Here is an 18,419-nt window from a genome sequence, read left to right on the forward strand (position 1 = left end):
AGATACCCATGTCTGACAGCGCCCCTCTCACCACGATTGCACCGACCGTTCCCGTAATTGCGTTCGGGATGGGCGGATGGCGCATCTCGATCGCGCGCGAGGTATTAAGCCCTGATCATTTGCGCGCCCGATATGACCGCTTTGCCGCTGGCTGGCAGGCCCGCATCGACCGGCTGCAATTTGAACAGGCTTATGAAGAGCTGCTAACCCGCGCCGACGTCGCGCATGTTTTCGCCGATCATACCCGCCCGATCGCGGTGCTCGATGCCGGTATCGGAACAGGGGCGATGTCGACCGCGCTCTGCCGGACGTGGCCCGGGCAAGTTGCATTGAGTGGCGTCGATATTTCCGCAGACATGCTGTCCGAGGCACGGAAGCGGCTTAAACCCCTCGTGCACTCGCTGACACTCACCCAAGGTGACATAGAGCGACTGCCCCTGCCTGATGAGAGCCTCGACATCGTAATGATGGCACATGTGCTTGAGCACATTCCGGACCCGGCCCGGGCGCTGGCCGAACTCTTTCGCGTCTTAAGGCCTGGCGGAGTGTTGATCACAAGCATCACCCGCCGCAGCTGGGCCGGGGCCTATGTCCAGCTGCTATGGCGAACACACAGTGTCAGTATCGGCAAAGCAAAATCATGGCTGAATGCCGCGGGCTTCACGCGCACCAAAGCGCTCCCTTTTTCTAAGGCGTATCCGGCCCGAAAATTCAGCATCGCCTATGTCGCGCACAAACCTTTGTGAACGTTGGACAGAGCTGCGACGACCAACTGTCGCATAGACACTGACGTGAGCCAAAGTGACTCTCGCAACGTAGTTTCCCTTAGGTCTTGTGATCGCAGGATCGATCCGGCACTCACTGCGTTTAACCACAGCGCCCACTTTAATGGACCATGACGAACAGCGTTCCCACAGATGAGACCCTTGTAGCTTTGGCCTATGCCATGGCGATTGGTCCTGAGCGGCTCTATGAGTTGCAGGAAGGGCTGTCGGCACGGCTGCGTGAGGCTGGGGGCGATGGAAGCACATCCGGTGAAGAGCTGATTGCCGGTGAGTTCGGGTCGCTGGAAGCGCATTTCGCAAATGCGTTGGAGATGCTGCACCAAGGATCGCGGCAGCGCCGTCCAGCATGGAACGCCATTCAGTTGATGGAGCAGGACCACCGCGCGTTGGCGATGGTCGGGCAGGGTGCAGAAGTCCGTTATGCGAATGATGCAGCGCGTCGGGCGCTGGGCTTGGCGACCGATGGGCCGATTGATATCGACTTGCTCGAAGAGGGCTCGGAAGCGGCATTCAGGGCCGCATTGTCGCGGCTGGGTTCGGTTGAAGACAATCGTATCCTTGGCATCTTCAAAATGATGGACGCCCAGGGCGGCCCGCCCCGACAGATGGGGCTGAAGCAAGTGCGCGACGATAATGGTGTCGCGACAGGATATCTGTTCGAGATGAGCGCTATCTGGGACGTCGTTCTGGCAACGAAGTTCAAGGACCTGATGAAGTTGACCGGGGCTGAGCTGGAGATCTTGCGCGCGATTGTAACTGGCATGACATTAAGTGATCTGGCGGAAGAACGCGGTCGCAAGGTCAGCACCGTGCGCTTGCAGGCGAAACGGCTGTTGGCGAAGCTTCACCTGCGTTCTCAGACGGAACTTGCCTGTCTTTATGCCGCTTTTGCCGAGAATGAGGCACGCGGTACCCGGTCCCCGGCCTGGGACGATGCGGACAATCATCCGCGCCGCCGTTTTGAAAGCTCGGCAGGGCGTGTCCTCACTTATGAGGTAGCCGGCCCGCCTGCCGGTCGGTCCATCGTCTTTTTTCCGGCTTTGCTGGGCGGTACGACGCTGACGCCGGGGATGTATCGGCAGCTTTTCGCACGGGGGTTGCGCCTGATCATGGTGTGGCGTCCGGGTATGGCGGGATGCTCGCCGCCGTCCGATCCCACGATGAGCGCGTTTCGAGACTATGCCGCGGATATGGCCGAACTGCTTGATATGTTGGGCATCGAACGTTGCCCGGTGATCGGGCACATCACCTCGATCATGTTTGCCTACGGGCTGGCATGTCATCAGCCTGACCGGGTCGAGTCCGTTATCGGGGTGAACCCCACGACGCCATGTCATCGCGGTGCGCATGTGTCCGCGATCTCGGTTGACGAAAAGCTGCGCTTCATGTTGATGCGGCGTGCCCCCAAAGTTGGGCGGATGCTGGTTCATGCCATGCTGGCCAAAGTCGAAGCTGGGTTTGATGAGGAATTTCTCACACGGTTCCTGGACAATAAGATTGACCACGAAACCATGCAGGACCCGCATTTGCGTGATGGGTTCCGCAAAAGCTTCTCGAAAACGATTGAGCAGGGCTATGACAGCTTCTCTCACGAGTTGGCCTTATGCGGGTTGGACTGGCAGCCGGTGGTTGACGGAACACGTTGCCCCGTCGTCCTTTGCGTAGGGGAAAGCAATCCGGTCTACTCACCAGATCTGCTGCGGACATTTGCGCACGCGCAGCATGACACCAAGGTGCTTGGCCTATCCGGGGCGGCGCATCTTTTGTTCTACCAGCGGATGGATGCAGTTTTGGATGCCATCCCGCATGCCGATGCGCTAACGGATCGCTTGGCAGGCTAGAACCAAAAGCGGCGCACTTATCCCATATGGGATATTTGGATTTGCGCGCGGATCGCGCACAAGCGGCACACCAATTTTCGAGAGTGTGCCCCATGTTTAAACGTTCCACGATCCTCGCGCTGTCCATGGTGGCGGGTCTTTCTGCGGCTGGTGCTGCGCAGGCTTGCCCAGACTATAGCCTGAATGGCACGCCAGATCGCTTTTCAAGCACCGACGCCTGGACCGAGCGTCGCTATCCAGTGATTGCGGGAGGGTCGGTCGATCTGGCCCGCTGCGGTTCTGTTCCCGGTGTCGGCAATGTCGCGCGTGCACCGGATTTCACCTTCTACTATACCCATAACGCCAATCACTCGCTGCGATTTCAGGCGCGTGCGGGCTGTGACACCGTGCTGATGGTCAACGATGCGACGGGTCGGTGGCACTGGGACGATGACTCAGCCGGTGGAACCAACGCGGAGGTGCACCTCTACTCCCCCCGCACCGGGTACGTCGATGTTTGGGTCGGCACCTATGGCAGCGGTTATTGCGACGCGACCCTACACGTTGAGTCCTTCTGATCCGGCACGCACTGACTCTTCCTGTCCCAAGCAGTAGGTTTGCAGTGTCGGTTAAATGCCCCGCGACGGAGTGCCCCCGCACCGTCGCGGGGCGAATTGTTTCTGCTGTTTCCCACCTGGGTCAATCTATCAGGTGATCGTGCAAGGTACTGATTGCCTTTGCTTGTCGGACTGTTACTTTATAAAGTACGGATGTGGTGCGATTGCATAGGGCGTAGGTCATGCGGAAGCGAGCAGCGGCGCGTCAGAGCGATGTTCTGACGGTTCTCAAGGGGTCTGATAGGCCCATGACGGCCTACCAGATCCTGGAATGCCTTCAGGTGAAGGAGCCAAATATTGCCGCGCCTACCGTTTACCGCACTTTGTCGGCGCTGACGGTCCAGGGTCAGGCTCACAAGCTGGAGTCAATCAAGGCCTTCGTGCCGTGTCGGTGTGAGCATTCTGAAAGTGTTCCGGTGCTCGCCATCTGTGAACGATGCGGGACCGTAGAAGAGCATGACGGCAGCGGTTTACTTCCAGAGCTGTCAGCTTTGACGGACAGGACAGCGTTCCAGGCAGAGCGGCATATTGTTGAAATTCATGGGCGGTGCAGCGGTTGCACCGCCTGACTCTCGTTTTCATCAGGATTGGGAAGATCATGCGAAGAGCACTTGGGATAGCCGTGGCACTGGCAGCGGGGCCTGCACTCGCGGATGAGACGCGCCAGCTGGATGCGCATGAACACGGGGTCGGCACACTGAATATCGCGATCGAGGCGGACAGCGTCGCGATGGAGTTCACGGCCCCCGGCGCTGATATTGTAGGGTTTGAGTATCAGGCCGAGAGTGACGAGGACCTTGCAGCGATTGAGACGGCGAAGACGCTCCTGCAAGCCCCTCTCGATCTGTTCACCATACCCGATGCAGCCGACTGTACCATTGCCGAGGTCGACGTTGAGTTGGAAGGCAATGCACACCATGAAGAACATGATGGGCACGATCACGCGGATCATGGTCACGACGATCATGACGATGCGCACGATCACGATCATACCGAAGCGCATGAGGGACATGCAGAGTTCCATGCGACCTATCTGCTGGAGTGTGAGAACGTGACAGAGGTCTCTCAAATCACGTTTGCCTATTTCGATGCTTTCCCGAACGCGCGTGAGGTCGAAGTTCAGCTTATCTCTGAGACCGGAGCGCGCGCATATGAAGTTACGCGCGCTGCACCTGTCCTCGATCTGGAGCGCTGAACAGACATGACTGCCCCCGTCCTTTCCCTATCGGGGGTGCGTTATGCCTGGCCGGGCCGAACGGCTTTCTCGATCGAGGTCGAGGCACTCTCGGTCGCGCATGGAGAAACCGTTTTGCTGCTGGGCGAAAGTGGGTCTGGCAAATCAACGTTGCTGTCTTTGATTTGTGGGACTGTCTTGGCTGATCAGGGTGTCGTGGCGGTTGACGGTCAGGACTTGAGCCAGCTTTCAAGCAGTGCGCGCGATCGCTTCCGGGCGGAATGGATCGGGGTGATTTTTCAGCAGTTCAATCTGCTGCCCTTTGGCACGGTTCAGGACAACATCGCCTTACCCTTGCGCTTTGCCCCCACGCGTCGTGACCGGGTACTGGATGTAGCGGGGGAAGCAGCGCGCTTATGTTCAGCACTTGGTCTGCCCGGCGGCATCCTGACTGAGAAAGCCGCCCGCTTAAGCGTCGGACAACAGCAACGCGTTGCCGTCGCACGGGCGCTGATTGGTGAACCGTCTTTGATTGTGGCGGATGAGCCGACCTCCGCACTTGATGCAGGCAGTCAGACCGCATTCCTCGACTTGATGTTCCAGCAGATTACCGCCTGCCGCGCGTCCCTTTTGATGGTCAGTCATGATCCGGCTCTTGGGCAGTATTTTGATCGTGTGGTGCGGATGGAGGATGTGGCCCGGGTTGAAAGACGCATGACATGATTGCCCGGTTAGCCATTGCCTCACTCTTTGCGCGGGCTCTGACGGTGGGGATGACAATCCTGGCCATTGCCCTGTCGGTTGCTTTGTATCTGGGTGTTGAGAAAATCCGCACCGGCGCCAAGGCCAGCTTTGCGGACACCATTTCGGGAACGGACCTGATTGTTGGGGCGCGCTCCGGCTCCGTCCAACTGCTGCTCTATTCTGTGTTCCGCATCGGCAACGCGACCAACAATGTAACGTGGGAGAGCTATCAGGACATTGCAGCACGGCCAGAGGTCGAGTGGATCGTGCCAATCTCCCTGGGGGACAGTCATCGTCAGTTCCGCGTGATGGGCACAACACCAGCTTTCTTTGAGCATTATCGCTATAGGCGAGGGCAGAACCTGCTGGTTGAAGATGGTGCATTGATTGCAGATCTGTTCGATGCGGTGATCGGTGCGGATGTGGCAGAAACTCTGGGCTATGCGGTGGGCGACCCGATCGTCGTCGCCCACGGGATCGCATCCTTCACAGAGCATGATGATCTGCCGTTCCGCGTTGCCGGTGTTCTTGAAAAGACCGGAACGCCGGTGGACCGAACGGTTATCGTCAGTATCGAAGCAATCGAGGCGATCCACGTCGATTGGCGTCGTGGTGCGCGCATACCCGGGCAATCGACACCCGAAGCCGTATTGCGCGATATGGATCTGACGCCGCAGGCGATCACGGCGGCCCTTGTCGGCGTGCAAAGCCCTTTGCAGACGTTTGCCTTACAGCGCGCGATCAATGAATATCGCGAGGAACCGCTGCTGGCGATATTGCCGGGCGTCGCGTTGCAGGAGTTGTGGGGCATTGTTGGTATTGCGGAAACAGCGCTCGTGGCGATTTCAGCAATGGTGGTTCTGACGGCATTGATCGGGATGATGGCGACCCTATTCTCCAGTTTGAACGAACGACGGCGAGAGATGGCGATTCTGCGCGCGGTCGGCGCTGGTCCGGGGACGATCCTGGGACTCTTGGTGACAGAAGCGATGCTGATGGCCGCATCAGGCGCGGTGTTGGGTATGGCGATTGTCTACGCTGTTCTCGGCGTTGCACGTGCACAGATCGATAGCGCGTTTGGCCTTTGGCTTCCTATCGATCCGCCAACCCTGCAAGAGCTTTGGGTTGTGCTGGCGGTCCTGGGCGCTGGCGGGATTGTGAGCCTGCTTCCCGCCATCCGGGCTTACAGGATGTCAGTTGCCGATGGTATGATGGTGCGTTCGTAGAGTATCGGTTTGAGGAGTTTTGCGATGGATCGCCGGACTGCGTTGATGATGATGTCAGGGTCGCTTCTCGTGCCCTCTGCCGGTTTTGCGACCGGCGCCCGCGAGATTACGTGGGATGATCTAATCCCCCCCGGCCTGCCCTATGCCCAAATCATTGGGGAAGGGGAAATGGATGTCATCAACGACACCTGGAACCCGATCTACGATGCCAATGCGACGAAACTGAACGAAACGTTGGATGGCGCCTATATTCGGATGCCCGGATTTATCATTCCCTTCGATGTCAGTGCCGAAGGTGTGACACATTTCATGCTTGTCCCATATCTGGGCGCCTGCATCCACACCCCACCACCCCCCGCCAACCAGTTGGTCATGGTCGATGCAGAGAAGCCCTGGCCGAACAACATGCTATGGGATCCGGTTTGGGTGACGGGAACGCTTCGCACCCGCCTTCAGGAGACGGATTTGGGCCAGACCGGATACCACATCAACGCTGATGAGATGGAGGTCTATGTCTGGTGACCTCGCTTGTTTCCAAGAGATGAGTCCCTAGTCTTCAATCCCATCGGGTTGGGGTTGAATCAGGATTGCCCTGAAGTCGTTGACGTTGGTCAGGGTCGGACCGGTGACTATGCTGTCACCAATGGACTGGAAGAGACCATGGGCGTCATTGATGGCGAGGGCGGCCACTGCATCAGCACCTTTCGAGAGGGTTTGCGGCCCCGCATATGCGCCGGCGATCTCGGCTGCGCCATCCACACCATCGGTGTCACAGGCCAAAACGTGTATGCCGGGTGCGCCGTTGAGCGCAACTGCAGCAGCAAGCGTGTATTCCGCATTGGGTCCACCGCTGCCGTCACCGCGCCTCGTCACCGTACATTCTCCGCCTGACATCAACAGAACGGGTGCATCTTGCGCAGTCAGCGTGTGCTGGATCTCCAACGCTCTTGTCGCGTGTTCAGCGGCCAGGTCACGGGCCTCTCCCTCCAGATTGTCGCCCAACATCTGCACTGTAATTCCGGCTGATCTTGCCTGTTCGGCGGCGATGGCTAGCGATCCAGACGGGGCGGCGATTGTGTAGGTTTCGGCGCGGGCCAGCGATGGATCATCGGGCGCGACGACCGATCCGGCCGCGACAGCATTTCGCCAATGGTCTGGTGCATCCGGGATCCACCGATCGAGCAGGGCAACGGCCTCTTGCGCGGAATGCTTCGCCCCTACAGTCGGGCCCGATGCGATGAGCGCTGGATCGTCGCCCGGAACATCGGAAATCAGAAGGGTGATCAGCCGCGCGGGATGGCATGCGGCGGCCAGTTTGCCACCTTTTACACTGGATACGAATTTGCGCAGGACGTTCATGTCTCCGATAGGCGCACCGGAGGCAAGCAACCTTGCATTCAGGTCAATCTTGTCCTCAAGCGTCAGACCATCTGCCGGGGCACACAACAAAGCAGAACCACCACCCGAGATCAGCGCGACGACAACATCATCGGCGCTGAGGTCACGCACCCGCTCCAGCAGGGTCATGGTCGCGTTAAGACCAGCCTGATCCGGGACCGGATGGGACGCCTCGACAATCTCGATCCCTTCGCAATCCCGCCCATACCCATAGCGCGTGATCACGAACCCCTCGCAAGGTCCATAGTGCGCCTCAACCGCTTCGGCCATGCGGGCAGAGGCCTTCCCGGCCCCGATGACCAACAACCGGCCGTCAGGTTTCGACGGTAGATGGGGGGCCACCACCTTCATCGGATCAGCGGCGGCAACAGCAGTTTGGAAAAGGTCAGTGAGAAAGGATTTCGGATCAGTGATCAGCGATGTCATCTGCTTCAATATCTGGAAAGGTCAGAGGAGCTGCTCGCCATAGTCACTGACGAGCAGATGCGTCGGGTCTTCATCTTCCTCGATTTTTGCGAAGCGTCCAATGGGTTCGCGGAAGATATTGTCCGTTTCGTCATCGTTGACCGTCGACACTTCGCCGATCAGCACATCACCGCCCTCACCCCAGAAAGCGTGCCAGTCGCCGGGCATGAGCGTGACACTCTCACCGGGTGCAAGGCGAAGCTTCTCGCCCGGCTTGAACGTACGTGCGATCCCGTCGCACAGAACCGTACCACCCTGGTCTTCGGCAAACCTGCCATCCGGATCGGAGCCGTAGAGTTCGACAACGAGGGTCGCACCGCCGCGATTGATGATGTCTTCGGCCTTCACCACGTGGGTGTGCATGGGGGACAGCTGCTCTTCGCGGGAGATCAGCAGCTTTTCTGCGTAACACATGCCGCCGCCACGCTGCAGGTCGTCGAGACGCCCATTGCGCAAGGTGAACAGAAACAACCCCATCTTGTCGAAATTGCCTGCGCCGTAATCCGTGATGTCCCAACCACAACGCGCATCGATCAAGCTACGGGCGACTGATGCATTCGCTTGGAATTCCTGAGGAGTCCAATAGGCAAAGGGCGGCAGGACAAAGCCGAACGAGCGGATCATCTCGTCAGCTTCGGCCATGATCTGATTGATGCGCGAACGCTTCATGCAACTTGTTCCTGCCTGTAAAGAATGTCGATTACCATCGCAGCCGTCCACGTGAAGTGGCCACCTCCACAAGGTTCGGCCGTGATGGGATCATAGTATTCGGCAAAGCCGCTTTTCTCAATCAGCCGCAGACTGTCATCCATCAAGCGTTGGGACATGACATGCTGACCCGCTTGCGCCAACCCGTCGGAGATCATCGTGTTCATGATCAGCCAAACCGGCCCTCGCCAATAGCGCGCGCCGTCAAATTCAGGCGCAACTGGATCGTGGCTGGGCACCAGAAATTCGGCAGTCTTTCCAATCTGGTTAAGGCGGTCCGCAATGGCCTGTGCACGACCTTCGGGGATGGGGGCGAAGACGGTTAGCAAGCCACCGATGGACGGGCTGTCGATGAATTCCTCCTTTGCCCGATCATAGCAAAGGTACTGACCGCGCGTATCGCTCCACAGCTGATCAAGGGCAGCCGTACCCTTCGCGGCCATTGCCCTGCTTTCCTTGGCAATTTCACCTTCACCCAGTGCAGCCGCAAGCTCTGCTACCGCCGCGCAGGAGCGGATCAGGATTGCGTTGAAACCGGGATCAACAACGCGGAAAGGCGACGCATCGTGCAGAACTTCCGTATCCCATTTCAGCGACCTGAAATGCTGAACCAGCCAGATATAGCGGTCATATTGCTCTTTCGTTGGGCGATGATCCGGGTTCGCATGCATTGTATCGCGCCGTGTGTATGGCTCCACCCCATCGGTCGGAACGGCCGCGAAGGGTGCGTCCCAGTCGATCGAGTTGTCGCGGCCGGATTCCCACGGGTGAATGATTGCGACCAATCCCTCACCTCGCGGATCGCGGGTGCGATAGAACCATTTGTGCCATGCGTGGATGCTGGGCAGCAGAGCGCGTGCACGTTCTTCCGCCAGGGATTTATCACGAGCCATATCCATCAGCCGTGCAACCGCGTAACCTGAAACAGGCGGCTGGGTGATACCGGATGTGGCAACGGGGCGAGCTGTCTGCCACACATCCGGGCCAGGAAAATAGCCATCGTCATGTTCATGAAAAATGATGTGCGGCACCATCCCACACGGCCATTGGTGGCTCATCAACGTGTCGATCTCGGTCCAAGCGCGCGCTTCGTCGAAGTGTACAAAGCCCAAGGCAGAGAGTGCGGAGTCCCAGTTCCACTGAAACGGGTAGAGCCCATGCGTCGGAACCGTATAGGCACCACGGTCATTCAGGCGGAGCACGTTCTTCGCTTCGGCAATCAGATCTTTCGTCATTACGACACCGCCAATGTGGTTGCAGGATCGAACCAGCGTCCGCGACCATCCTGCGGTGCCAGCGTAAGTGTATCCCCCATACGGACTTGCGTCTCGCTGTCGAGGATCGCCCGGAATTGGTGCCCTTCAACTTCACAAGTCACCAGGAGGTGGGCGCCGAGAGGTTCTACCACCTTGGCGCGCGCCTGAAAGCCTTGATCGGCAAGCGTCAGGTCCTCTGGCCGGATCGCAAATTTCAGATCCTTGCCCGCATTGGGGCCGTGGAGCGTCTGGCCCGCGACGCTCCACTGCCCTGCTGCTCCTGCCGGGGTGGCCGGGAGGAAGTTCATCGGTGGGTTGCCGATGAAACCGGCAACGAATTCGGCTGCCGGATCGCGATACACTTCGATCGGGGACGCGGCCTGCACGATCTTGCCTTCGTGCATGACACTGATCCGGTCGGCCATCGACATGGCCTCTACCTGATCATGGGTGACATAGATCGCGGTTGTGTTGCTCTCCGCCAGAACGCCCTTGAGTTCCGCCCGCATTTCCATCCGCAACAGTGCGTCGAGGTTTGACAGCGGCTCATCCATCAGGATCACATCCGGCTCCATCGCCAACGCACGGGCCACGGCGACCCGCTGTCGCTGACCACCTGACAGTTCGCCAGAATACCGCTTGAGCAACTGGTCGATGTGCATCAGCCCCGCTGTGCGCTCAACGCGCCGCTTGACCTGATCATTGGGCAGCTTTTGCATGCGCAATCCAAAGCCGATATTCTCGAACACGGTTAGGTGCGGGAACACGGCGTAGTTCTGAAAGACCATCGAGATCCCGCGATCCTTTGGGGGAAGGTGGTCAACGCGCTTCCCACCGATCCAGACCTCACCCTCCGATGCGGTTTCCAGTCCGCAGATGATCCGAAGCAGGGTGGACTTACCGCAGCCAGAGGCGCCGAGCAGGACCATGAACTCCTGATCATCAATTGTCAGATTGATGTCGTGCAGCGCCTGATAGTCGCCAAAGCGCTTTGCGACGTTCTTGATTTCAATAACAGCCATGATTGGGCTCCTTTAACTGGCAACCCGCGCTTAGCGGTTGGCGATGCCCCACATCGCGAAGAGGTACTTGCGAACAGCGAAGATGAAGATCAGCGCCGGCACGACGAGGATAAAGCCGCCTGCGAATTTCAGATGCAGTGGCGAGGTGTCGAGGTTTTGCAGCAGGAATGCGGTCAGGGTCCGGTTCTCGATCGTGAGAACCGCAGCCGCAAACACTTCATTCCATGAGATCACGAAGGCAAAGATTGCCGAGGCTGTGATGCCCGGAAGCACAAGCGGCAGGATCACCTTTTGAAATGCGGTTAGGCGATTGCATCCCAGGGTCCACGCTGCCTCTTCCAACTCAATCGGGATGCCAGAAAAGAGCGAGAAGGTAATCAACACTGCAAATGGGATCGCCAGTGTTGTGTGCACCAAAGCCAAGCCAAAGATCGTGTCATCGATCCCCACCCGAATGAACATCACCGCCAGCGGCAGGGCCAAAAGGGGGAGCGGAAACGCCCGCGTCAGCAAGATCAGCAGACGGAACAGTTCCTTGCCTCGAAACTCGAAACGGGAGAGCGCGTAGCCCGCCGGTGCCCCGATGGCGATCGACATGACCATCGTGAGCGCGGCCACAAGGATCGAGTTCTTCAGGGCGGTGAGGATCCCCGCGAAATTCGCGAAGAATGTCAGGCTGCCCAGATCGAATTCCGGGATGAACGGCTTGGGATAGCTGTTGACCGCCTCGGGTGAGCTGAGCGTGTTGATCAGCAGGAAGTAGAGCGGGACGATGACCCAGGCGCAGAGAAGGACGACGGCAGCAATATAGACATACTGTCCGGCCTTTCTCGTGTTTGCGCCAACTTCGGCGACATCTGTCGTTTCAGCGGTCATATCGTGGCTCCTTTCGGAACGCGCAGCGCACGCATGATGATCAGGGTGAAGGCGATTGAGATGCCCAGAATGATCAAAGCGATCGCAGCGGCGGCGCCTGCATTAAGCAGCGTGAACTGATACTCATAGGTTTCACCCATCAGGACTGGGAACAGCGTCCCACCCAGGGCTTGCACGACGGCGAAGACTTCGAACGCGAGGATTACGCGCAGGACCAGCGCAGTTTGTAGTGAGGGGCGCAGCATCGGCAGGGTGATTTTGAGGAAACGCTGCCAGGCGGTGGCGCCAAATACTTCGCCCGCCTCGTAGTATTCCTTGGGGATCAGGCCAATACCGGCAACGAGGATGACCAACATGATCGCGGTTGCACGCCAGACTTCGGCCAACATGATCGCCACAAAGACCATCATTGGGCTTTGATAGCTAAGGAAGTTGGTCGGGCTGTCGATCAAACCAAGGCCGCCCATCATTGAATTGAGGAAGCCCGACTGCTCGAAGATGGCAAGCCAGATGATACCTGCCGCCAGATCGGAAATGCCCAACGGAATCGTCCAGATATATAGGATCAGGTCACGCCCGCGCTTCATCCTGTTCACCATGGTCGCCATCAGGAGTGACAGCGCGAGTTGGATCGGCACAACGGCGAGTGCGAGCAGGAAAGTGTTCTTGAGCGAGATCGGGAATTTCCAGTGGCTGGTAACATCCCTGAAATTGTCCAATGTGAAGCCGGAACCGTCGCTGAACGCCTGCTGGGCTACCAAAACGAATGGGTAGAGAAAGAACAGGCACAGAAACAATGTGACCGGCAGGATCAGGACGTAGGGCAATAGACGCGGGTTCATTCGACCGCTCCCCTCTTGACGCCTTGGCGCTGGTTATTTTGTCGATGATGACAGGCTCGATCCAAAAGATCGAAGTAAGTTTGGGGGCGCCACACTTAGCGCCCCCAAGGGGAGAATTACTCCACCGGGCAGGCACCCTCAGACGGGGCATCTGGGGCCCAGCATGGCGCACCGGTTTCTTCCATGATCCGCATCAGCGTCTCTTTCTGATCTTCAAGGACCGCCTCGATGGGCTGACCGGCCAGAATGATACGCTCGAACGTGTCGACGAAGACGCGGTTGAACTCACCACCCTTGTCGCCCAGGCCCGCGGGCAAAAGACCCGGGTTGGCATCTGGGGATGCGCTCATCGTCGCGACAGCTGCACCAGCGGCCTGCACCGAAGGCGGCAGATCGTCCGGCAGTTCAACATCAACGACCGGGAAGAAGTTGGTCGCCCGGAGCGTGGCAATCTGGGTTTCGGGCAGCAGCATATGCTCGACCAGCGCACGCGCCTCGTCCATGTCTGGTGCCGTGGCGGGGATCGCGACACCCGCGATCACCGGCATGAAGCCGCGACCGGTCGGGCCAGCAGGTGCCGGGAAGGCAACGAAGTCATCGGGGCGATCATTGAACGCTTGTGCCAGACGCGAGGTATGGTCGAACACAATCCAAGCGTCACCGTTCAGCAGTTGCTCTTGCATGAAGCTGAAGTTTGTCGAACCCGGGTTTGTATGTGCCCAAAGCTCGCGGAACGCTTCCCATGCGCCGACAGCCGCTTCGGACGCAAAGGTGCGTACCACGCCGTCAGTATAGGACGGGTAGAGATACCCTTGGAAGAAGCGGTGCTTCAGACCGTTCGGACCCGCGGGGAAGCCAAAACGCGGCTCGCCGGTTGCCTCGTGAACATTCGCCGCCCAGGCGATCAGTTGATCGTAAGTCAGCGCGTTAATGTCAGCGCCGTCCGGCAGATAGGGCAGGGCTTCGCGATTTGCTGCCATGATATAGCTCGCCTGCATCCACGGGATGTACTGCATGTTGTCCGTGCCTAGCATTGCAAGGCTGTTGAACGTGTCACTTGCCGCAGAAACGCCCAGATCGTCGAGGTCGACGAGATTCTCGGGGTCCATGGCAGAGAAGTCGCCGTGCAACGCGCCGAGTACGCCAATTGAACCTGAACCTGCTTCAAGCTCAGCGTTAAGGCGTGTAATCCAAGGGCCGCCGTCATTCGGTTGATAGTCGACTTCGCCCGCAAAACCGCTGAGCACCTGCTCCCGCATCGCTTGCGCCTCTTCAACAGGCTTTGCCTGCGTAGACCAGAACAGCACCTCAGCAGCGGCTGAAGTTGAAAGCAGCGCAGCCGCGATTGCCGCACCCGTAAGTGTGGATTTGATGGTCATGAATTCCTCCCAATTTGTCTTCGTCAACCAGCCCTTCAGAACCGGCTCGACCCTCAAGGTTTTGCGCAAGCCATCCGACGCTCGCGCCCAATCCTGTGATCGTTTCTGACTACTGGATCGTGGTACAACGTTATACCTTTCGTCAACGATTATTTATTATGACTTAAAAACCGAGACTTACGGTATTGATGGGGCCTGTGAAGGTTGCTGAAAGGCCCAAAGCGAAGCATAATTTGATATAACGTTTATCCCACGGTTTGGGATTAGATTCGACGTGAGAGCCAGATGACAAAGCGGCCCACATTGGAGACTGTTGCCACCCGAGCCGGCGTATCGCTTGCGACGGCCAGCCAGGTCATGCGTGGCAAAGGACGCATCTCTGACGAGACAAGAAAAAGGGTTCAGGCGGCAGCGCGTGAGCTTCACTATGTGCGCGATGGTCGGGCGGCCGCGATGCGATCGGGTGCAAATCTCGAAATCGGGTTCGTCATCAACAAGATCTCAAACCCGTTCAATGCAGAAGTTGTTAGCGGCGTAAGTGATCGCCTGGGTAAAGAGGGCTATCTCGTTTCCATTCTGGATGGGGGTGATGATGCAGCCCTGCATGCGACCCATCTGCAATCCTTCATAGAAAATGGACGGGCAGGTCTCCTGTGGGTTCCCGCAACAGATACGGCTGCCACGACGATAGAGATGTTGCGGACAAATCTGACGCCCACCGTGACGTTCATGCGCGATCTGGAAGGCAGCCCATTCGATCATGTTGGGATCCGAAATGCGGCTGCAACGACGGAGGCGACAGAGCACTTGATTGCGCTTGGTCATCGCAGAATTGCCTATTTGGGCGGACAAAACCAAAGCTCGGTGCGCCGAGAGCGGGTCGCGGGCTATGTCGCGACGATGGCACGTCACGATCTGGGTGAACCGATCATCTGGGAATGCGTTGATACCAAACCCGCAAGCTTCGAGGCGGTGATGGCGCTTTACAAAGCCTATCCGGACGTAACGGCGATGGTCTGCAATGGGGATATGGTGGCCCTCGGTGCGTCCGTTGGTCTCGACCGGCTCGGTCTCACGGTTGGACATGATGTCTCCATCGTCGGCTTCGACGGTATTGCGGATGCTGCCCTTTCAATCCCTTCCCTCACAACGATGAGCATCTCGCCCTACGAATTGGGACGAAAATTGGCGAGCACGTTGCTTGATCGGATGCAGAACCCTGAAAGCCCAAGCGCGCGGGCAGAGCTGGCGGCAAAGCTGATTGTGCGAAATTCGTCAGGCCCCGCCCCAAAACTTTGATCAGGGACTAAGAACCTCCACCAGCCTCTGGGTGAGACGTTTCCGGGCCCCGGTTTCGGGCCAAACTGCGTAGACCCCAAGCGTAGGCGGCTGCCAGCGTGGCAGCACCTCGACCAGCCGCCCTGTCGCCAAATCAGCCTCTATTTCGCTTGCGGGCAGGTTGAGCATGCCCAGGCCCGCCAGCGCGGCTTGACGGCCTGCGCTGATCGAGCTGACTTCAAGCCGGATACGTTCGGGCGTCACGATGATTTCCTCACGCCCATCTGTCAGCGCGAATTTCTGCGGCACCATCGAGAAGTGAATGAACTCCCCTCGACTGAGGTCGTCGAGCGATGCGATGCGCCCCCACCGCGTTAGGGCGTCCGGGCTCGCAACCAGTTTCCGCTCAAACCACGCGATCCGCTTTGCCTTGAGGGCACTGTCTGTCAGCACGCCGAGTCGGATCGCAAGGTCATAGCCGTCTCGGATCAGATCAACCTGACGGTCGGTGCTGTGGATGGACATAGCGACGAGGGGGTGCGCCTTCGCAAATGACCAGATTGCCTGATGCACGGGACCCTGATCGCCAAAAGCTGGCAGGCTTATCTTCAGTGAGCCGACAAGTTGGTCCGACGTATCTGCCAATGCATCAATTGCGTCTTCACCCGCAGCCACCATGCGGCGGGCAGAGCCGAGCACACGCTCACCTTCTGCGGTCAGCGTTAAAGCGCGCGTCGATCTGAAGAGGAGCGGTGTTTCCAACCGCTCCTCCAGCCGGGTGACGTGATGGCTGACGACTGAGGTGGAAAGCGAGAGCCGGCGGGCCGCGGCACTAAAGCTTCCTGAATCGGCAACGGCGACGAAAACGGCGAGATTTCGGTATGTGTCGATCATTCTATTTTTTGGAAATATGAATAGGCTTTTACACCACTAATTCAAAAAGAAGTCAGGGTCTATTCCTCTTCTTGTTTCAAGAAAACAAACCCATTGGCCGTTTGGCTTGCATGAAAGAGGACCACCATGACTGACACTCTGAACCGCCGCGATCTGTTGAAGGGTACCGCGCTTACCGTCGGGGCCGCAGCACTTGTGCGCACCGCCCTGACACCCGCTCCTGCTGTTGCACAGGGCGCCTTGCCTGCTGGCACGATCCACAGTTTTGCAAAGGGTGAGGTGACCTTCCACACCTATGTGTCGCCCGCGCAGGCTGTGAATGTCACGTCACACATCGTCGAATTCGCTGATCAATTGATGGTTGTTGATGCGACCATGCTGCCACCAACCGCGCAGGAGGTGTCTTCATTGATTGTAGCGACAGGCAAACCGGTGTCGCAAGCCTATATCAGTCACGAACATCCGGACCACTGGGGCGGTGCAGCGACCATTGAGGGTGTCACCTTTGCGACCTTGCCGGACATCCGTTCGGCTATCGCAACAGAAGCAGCGCAGGGTAATTTCCCAGAGCCTGTAAATGTCCTCAACGGGCCAGACCTACCGATCGGCCTGTCTGAGATCGGGGGTGTACCGGTCGAGTTCCGGCACTACACCAATACGGAGGCGCCTCACCTGATTGCAGCGGCATTTCCCGATCAGAAGGTCATCATCGTCCAGGATCTGGTCTACAATGGTGTCTTCTTCGCCCCCGGCGTTGATCGCGCGAATTGGATCGCGACACTGGAAGCCCTGCGTGACGACCCTGTTGCCGAAACGCTTCTCGTCGGTCACGGTCTGCCTGCAACCCGTGGCGAACTTGATACGGCCATCGCCTATATTCGCGTGATGGATGAGGCAATGCAGGCAGAAAGCCCAGATGCCGCGGCCGCCCAGTTGCGTGCTGCATTCCCTGGGTATGGAGGTGAGTTCCTGCTCAGCCTGATCCCTGAATATTGGAACTGACTCAAGCAAAGAGGGGGCAAAGCGCCCCCTCTGATCGTCTCTCTCGCGCGTGTCACCGGGACGGCAACAGGGTCGATCCCGACTGGCGTGAGTGCATCGTGGGCAGCGTCAAAACCTCCGTTAAACGGGACGGACACTCCCACATCCACCTGAGTTCTACGACCTGAAATCAGGCTCCTCCTCATCGAGGATCGCGCACAGCGCATCAAAATGAGTTTGCCAAGGCGCATCTGGGTAGTCTTCCCATTCACGCGCCGTCTTTTCGGCAATGTCGTCGCTCAGGACTTTGAGGGACAAACCGGTGGACGCGGCTTTCAGATAGGTCTCGCACGCCCGCTCGAAATAGTAGAGTTCGTCGAAGGCGCGTGCCACGCTTTCGGCGGCAGCCATCACGCCGTGATTGCCCATCAAAAGGATGCGGTTGGTCCCGAGTGTTTGCGAAAGCCGCTCACCCTCAGACGCAAAGCCCATGCCACCGTAACCGTCATCATATCCAAAACGCCGGAAGAAACGCGCCGTGTTCTGGTCCACGGGTGGCAAGGTGGGATCCTGCAGACAGGAGAGCGCGGTGGCGTTGACAGCATGCACATGCAAGCAGGCCCGTGCATGCGGAAGATGACGGTGAAACGCCCCATGAATGCCCCAAGCGGTTGGGTCTGGAACCGCTGTCCCTGCGAATGTCGCCTCTCGGTCATTTGCGTCGCAGACGATTAGATCAGATGCCGTGATCCGGCTGAAATGCAGTCCTGCCGGATTCATGAGGAAGACCTGACCATTGTCAGACACCGAGAGGCTGAAGTGATTGGCGACAGCCTCGTGCCAGCCGAGACGGAACGCCCACCGAAATGCAGCCGCAAGCGCGCATCTTTCCTCGTGGAAATCCATTCCTGCCTCCTCGACGACCATTTGGGCCTGCAAGCTTGCAAAATCTGG

19 protein-coding genes are annotated in these 18,419 nt (G+C 58.3%); 10 read left to right on the forward strand and 9 right to left on the reverse strand.

Annotated features, from left to right (window positions below; all coding sequences use genetic code 11):
• Window positions 1-8 precede the first annotated feature (8 nt).
• The 8 genes from POI8812_RS01310 (at window position 9) to POI8812_RS01345 (ending at window position 6,888) form a co-directional block, all read left to right on the forward strand.
• A complete protein-coding gene (locus POI8812_RS01310; RefSeq protein ID WP_108780729.1) occupies window positions 9-746 on the forward strand; it encodes a class I SAM-dependent methyltransferase in 738 nt (245 codons plus the stop codon).
• A 149-nt stretch (window positions 747-895) separates the two neighbouring features.
• On the forward strand, window positions 896-2,626 hold the full coding sequence (locus tag POI8812_RS01315; protein ID WP_108780730.1) for a bifunctional helix-turn-helix transcriptional regulator/alpha/beta hydrolase: 1,731 nt from the start codon (window positions 896-898) through the stop codon (window positions 2,624-2,626).
• A 92-nt stretch (window positions 2,627-2,718) separates the two neighbouring features.
• Entirely contained in the window at window positions 2,719-3,183 is a 465-nt protein-coding gene (locus tag POI8812_RS01320) for a hypothetical protein (RefSeq protein WP_108780731.1), read from the forward strand.
• A gap of 221 nt (window positions 3,184-3,404) precedes the next feature.
• Complete coding sequence (locus POI8812_RS01325) at window positions 3,405-3,791, forward strand: Fur family transcriptional regulator (RefSeq protein ID WP_108780732.1); 387 nt, start codon at window positions 3,405-3,407, stop codon at window positions 3,789-3,791.
• Window positions 3,792-3,820: 29 nt separating this feature from the next.
• Window positions 3,821-4,417 (forward strand): zinc uptake protein ZrgA, encoded by a 597-nt coding sequence (zrgA, locus tag POI8812_RS01330; RefSeq protein WP_108781463.1) that lies wholly within the window; start codon window positions 3,821-3,823, stop codon window positions 4,415-4,417.
• 6 nt (window positions 4,418-4,423) lie between these two features.
• Complete coding sequence (locus tag POI8812_RS01335) at window positions 4,424-5,119, forward strand: ABC transporter ATP-binding protein (RefSeq protein WP_108780733.1); 696 nt, start codon at window positions 4,424-4,426, stop codon at window positions 5,117-5,119.
• On the forward strand, window positions 5,116-6,366 hold the full coding sequence (locus POI8812_RS01340) for an ABC transporter permease (RefSeq protein WP_108780734.1): 1,251 nt from the start codon (window positions 5,116-5,118) through the stop codon (window positions 6,364-6,366). Before POI8812_RS01335 ends, POI8812_RS01340 begins: the two co-directional genes overlap by 4 nt.
• Before the next feature lie 24 nt (window positions 6,367-6,390).
• On the forward strand, window positions 6,391-6,888 hold the full coding sequence (locus tag POI8812_RS01345) for a DUF3299 domain-containing protein (RefSeq protein ID WP_245895186.1): 498 nt from the start codon (window positions 6,391-6,393) through the stop codon (window positions 6,886-6,888).
• 27 nt (window positions 6,889-6,915) lie between these two features.
• On the opposite strand, the gene POI8812_RS01350 is transcribed toward POI8812_RS01345, so the two are convergent.
• The 7 genes from POI8812_RS01350 to POI8812_RS01380 all read right to left on the reverse strand — a co-directional run bounded on the left by POI8812_RS01350 (window position 6,916) and on the right by POI8812_RS01380 (window position 14,312).
• Entirely contained in the window at window positions 6,916-8,190 is a 1,275-nt protein-coding gene (locus POI8812_RS01350; RefSeq protein ID WP_108780735.1) for a glycerate kinase type-2 family protein, read from the reverse strand.
• 21 nt (window positions 8,191-8,211) lie between these two features.
• A complete protein-coding gene (locus tag POI8812_RS01355; RefSeq protein WP_108780736.1) occupies window positions 8,212-8,898 on the reverse strand; it encodes a D-lyxose/D-mannose family sugar isomerase in 687 nt (228 codons plus the stop codon).
• Window positions 8,895-10,172, reverse strand: a complete 1,278-nt coding sequence (locus POI8812_RS01360; protein ID WP_108780737.1) for an MGH1-like glycoside hydrolase domain-containing protein — start codon at window positions 10,170-10,172, stop codon at window positions 8,895-8,897. Before POI8812_RS01360 ends, POI8812_RS01355 begins: the two co-directional genes overlap by 4 nt.
• Window positions 10,172-11,215 carry an ABC transporter ATP-binding protein gene (locus POI8812_RS01365; RefSeq protein WP_108780738.1) on the reverse strand — a complete coding sequence of 348 codons (1,044 nt, stop codon included), beginning with the start codon at window positions 11,213-11,215 and terminating at the stop codon, window positions 10,172-10,174. Before POI8812_RS01365 ends, POI8812_RS01360 begins: the two co-directional genes overlap by 1 nt.
• A 30-nt stretch (window positions 11,216-11,245) precedes the next feature.
• Entirely contained in the window at window positions 11,246-12,091 is an 846-nt protein-coding gene (locus tag POI8812_RS01370; protein WP_108780739.1) for a carbohydrate ABC transporter permease, read from the reverse strand.
• Window positions 12,088-12,933, reverse strand: a complete 846-nt coding sequence (locus POI8812_RS01375) for a carbohydrate ABC transporter permease (protein ID WP_108780740.1) — start codon at window positions 12,931-12,933, stop codon at window positions 12,088-12,090. The genes POI8812_RS01370 and POI8812_RS01375 overlap by 4 nt, the downstream gene beginning before the upstream one ends.
• A 116-nt stretch (window positions 12,934-13,049) precedes the next feature.
• Window positions 13,050-14,312: an ABC transporter substrate-binding protein gene (locus tag POI8812_RS01380; RefSeq protein ID WP_108781465.1), complete on the reverse strand. Its 1,263-nt coding sequence runs from the start codon at window positions 14,310-14,312 to the stop codon at window positions 13,050-13,052.
• Between the two features lie 285 nt (window positions 14,313-14,597).
• Here POI8812_RS01380 and POI8812_RS01385 point away from each other — a divergent pair, with 285 nt between their 5' ends.
• Window positions 14,598-15,611, forward strand: a complete 1,014-nt coding sequence (locus POI8812_RS01385) for a LacI family DNA-binding transcriptional regulator (RefSeq protein ID WP_108780741.1) — start codon at window positions 14,598-14,600, stop codon at window positions 15,609-15,611.
• On the opposite strand, the gene POI8812_RS01390 is transcribed toward POI8812_RS01385, so the two are convergent.
• Window positions 15,612-16,484 carry a LysR family transcriptional regulator gene (locus tag POI8812_RS01390; RefSeq protein WP_108780742.1) on the reverse strand — a complete coding sequence of 291 codons (873 nt, stop codon included), beginning with the start codon at window positions 16,482-16,484 and terminating at the stop codon, window positions 15,612-15,614.
• A gap of 126 nt (window positions 16,485-16,610) precedes the next feature.
• On the opposite strand from POI8812_RS01390, the gene POI8812_RS01395 reads away from it, so the two are divergent.
• Window positions 16,611-17,486, forward strand: coding sequence for an MBL fold metallo-hydrolase (locus POI8812_RS01395; RefSeq protein ID WP_108781466.1), 876 nt, complete (start codon window positions 16,611-16,613; stop codon window positions 17,484-17,486).
• 156 nt (window positions 17,487-17,642) lie between these two features.
• Here the strand turns inward: POI8812_RS01395 and POI8812_RS01400 are convergent, their stop codons facing one another.
• Complete coding sequence (locus POI8812_RS01400) at window positions 17,643-18,371, reverse strand: class II aldolase/adducin family protein (RefSeq protein ID WP_245895187.1); 729 nt, start codon at window positions 18,369-18,371, stop codon at window positions 17,643-17,645.
• Between the last annotated feature and the right edge of the window lie 48 nt (window positions 18,372-18,419).

The sequence above is a fragment of the Pontivivens insulae genome (genome assembly GCF_900302495.1).
In the GTDB taxonomy this organism is placed as follows: Bacteria; Pseudomonadota; Alphaproteobacteria; order Rhodobacterales; family Rhodobacteraceae; genus Pontivivens; species Pontivivens insulae.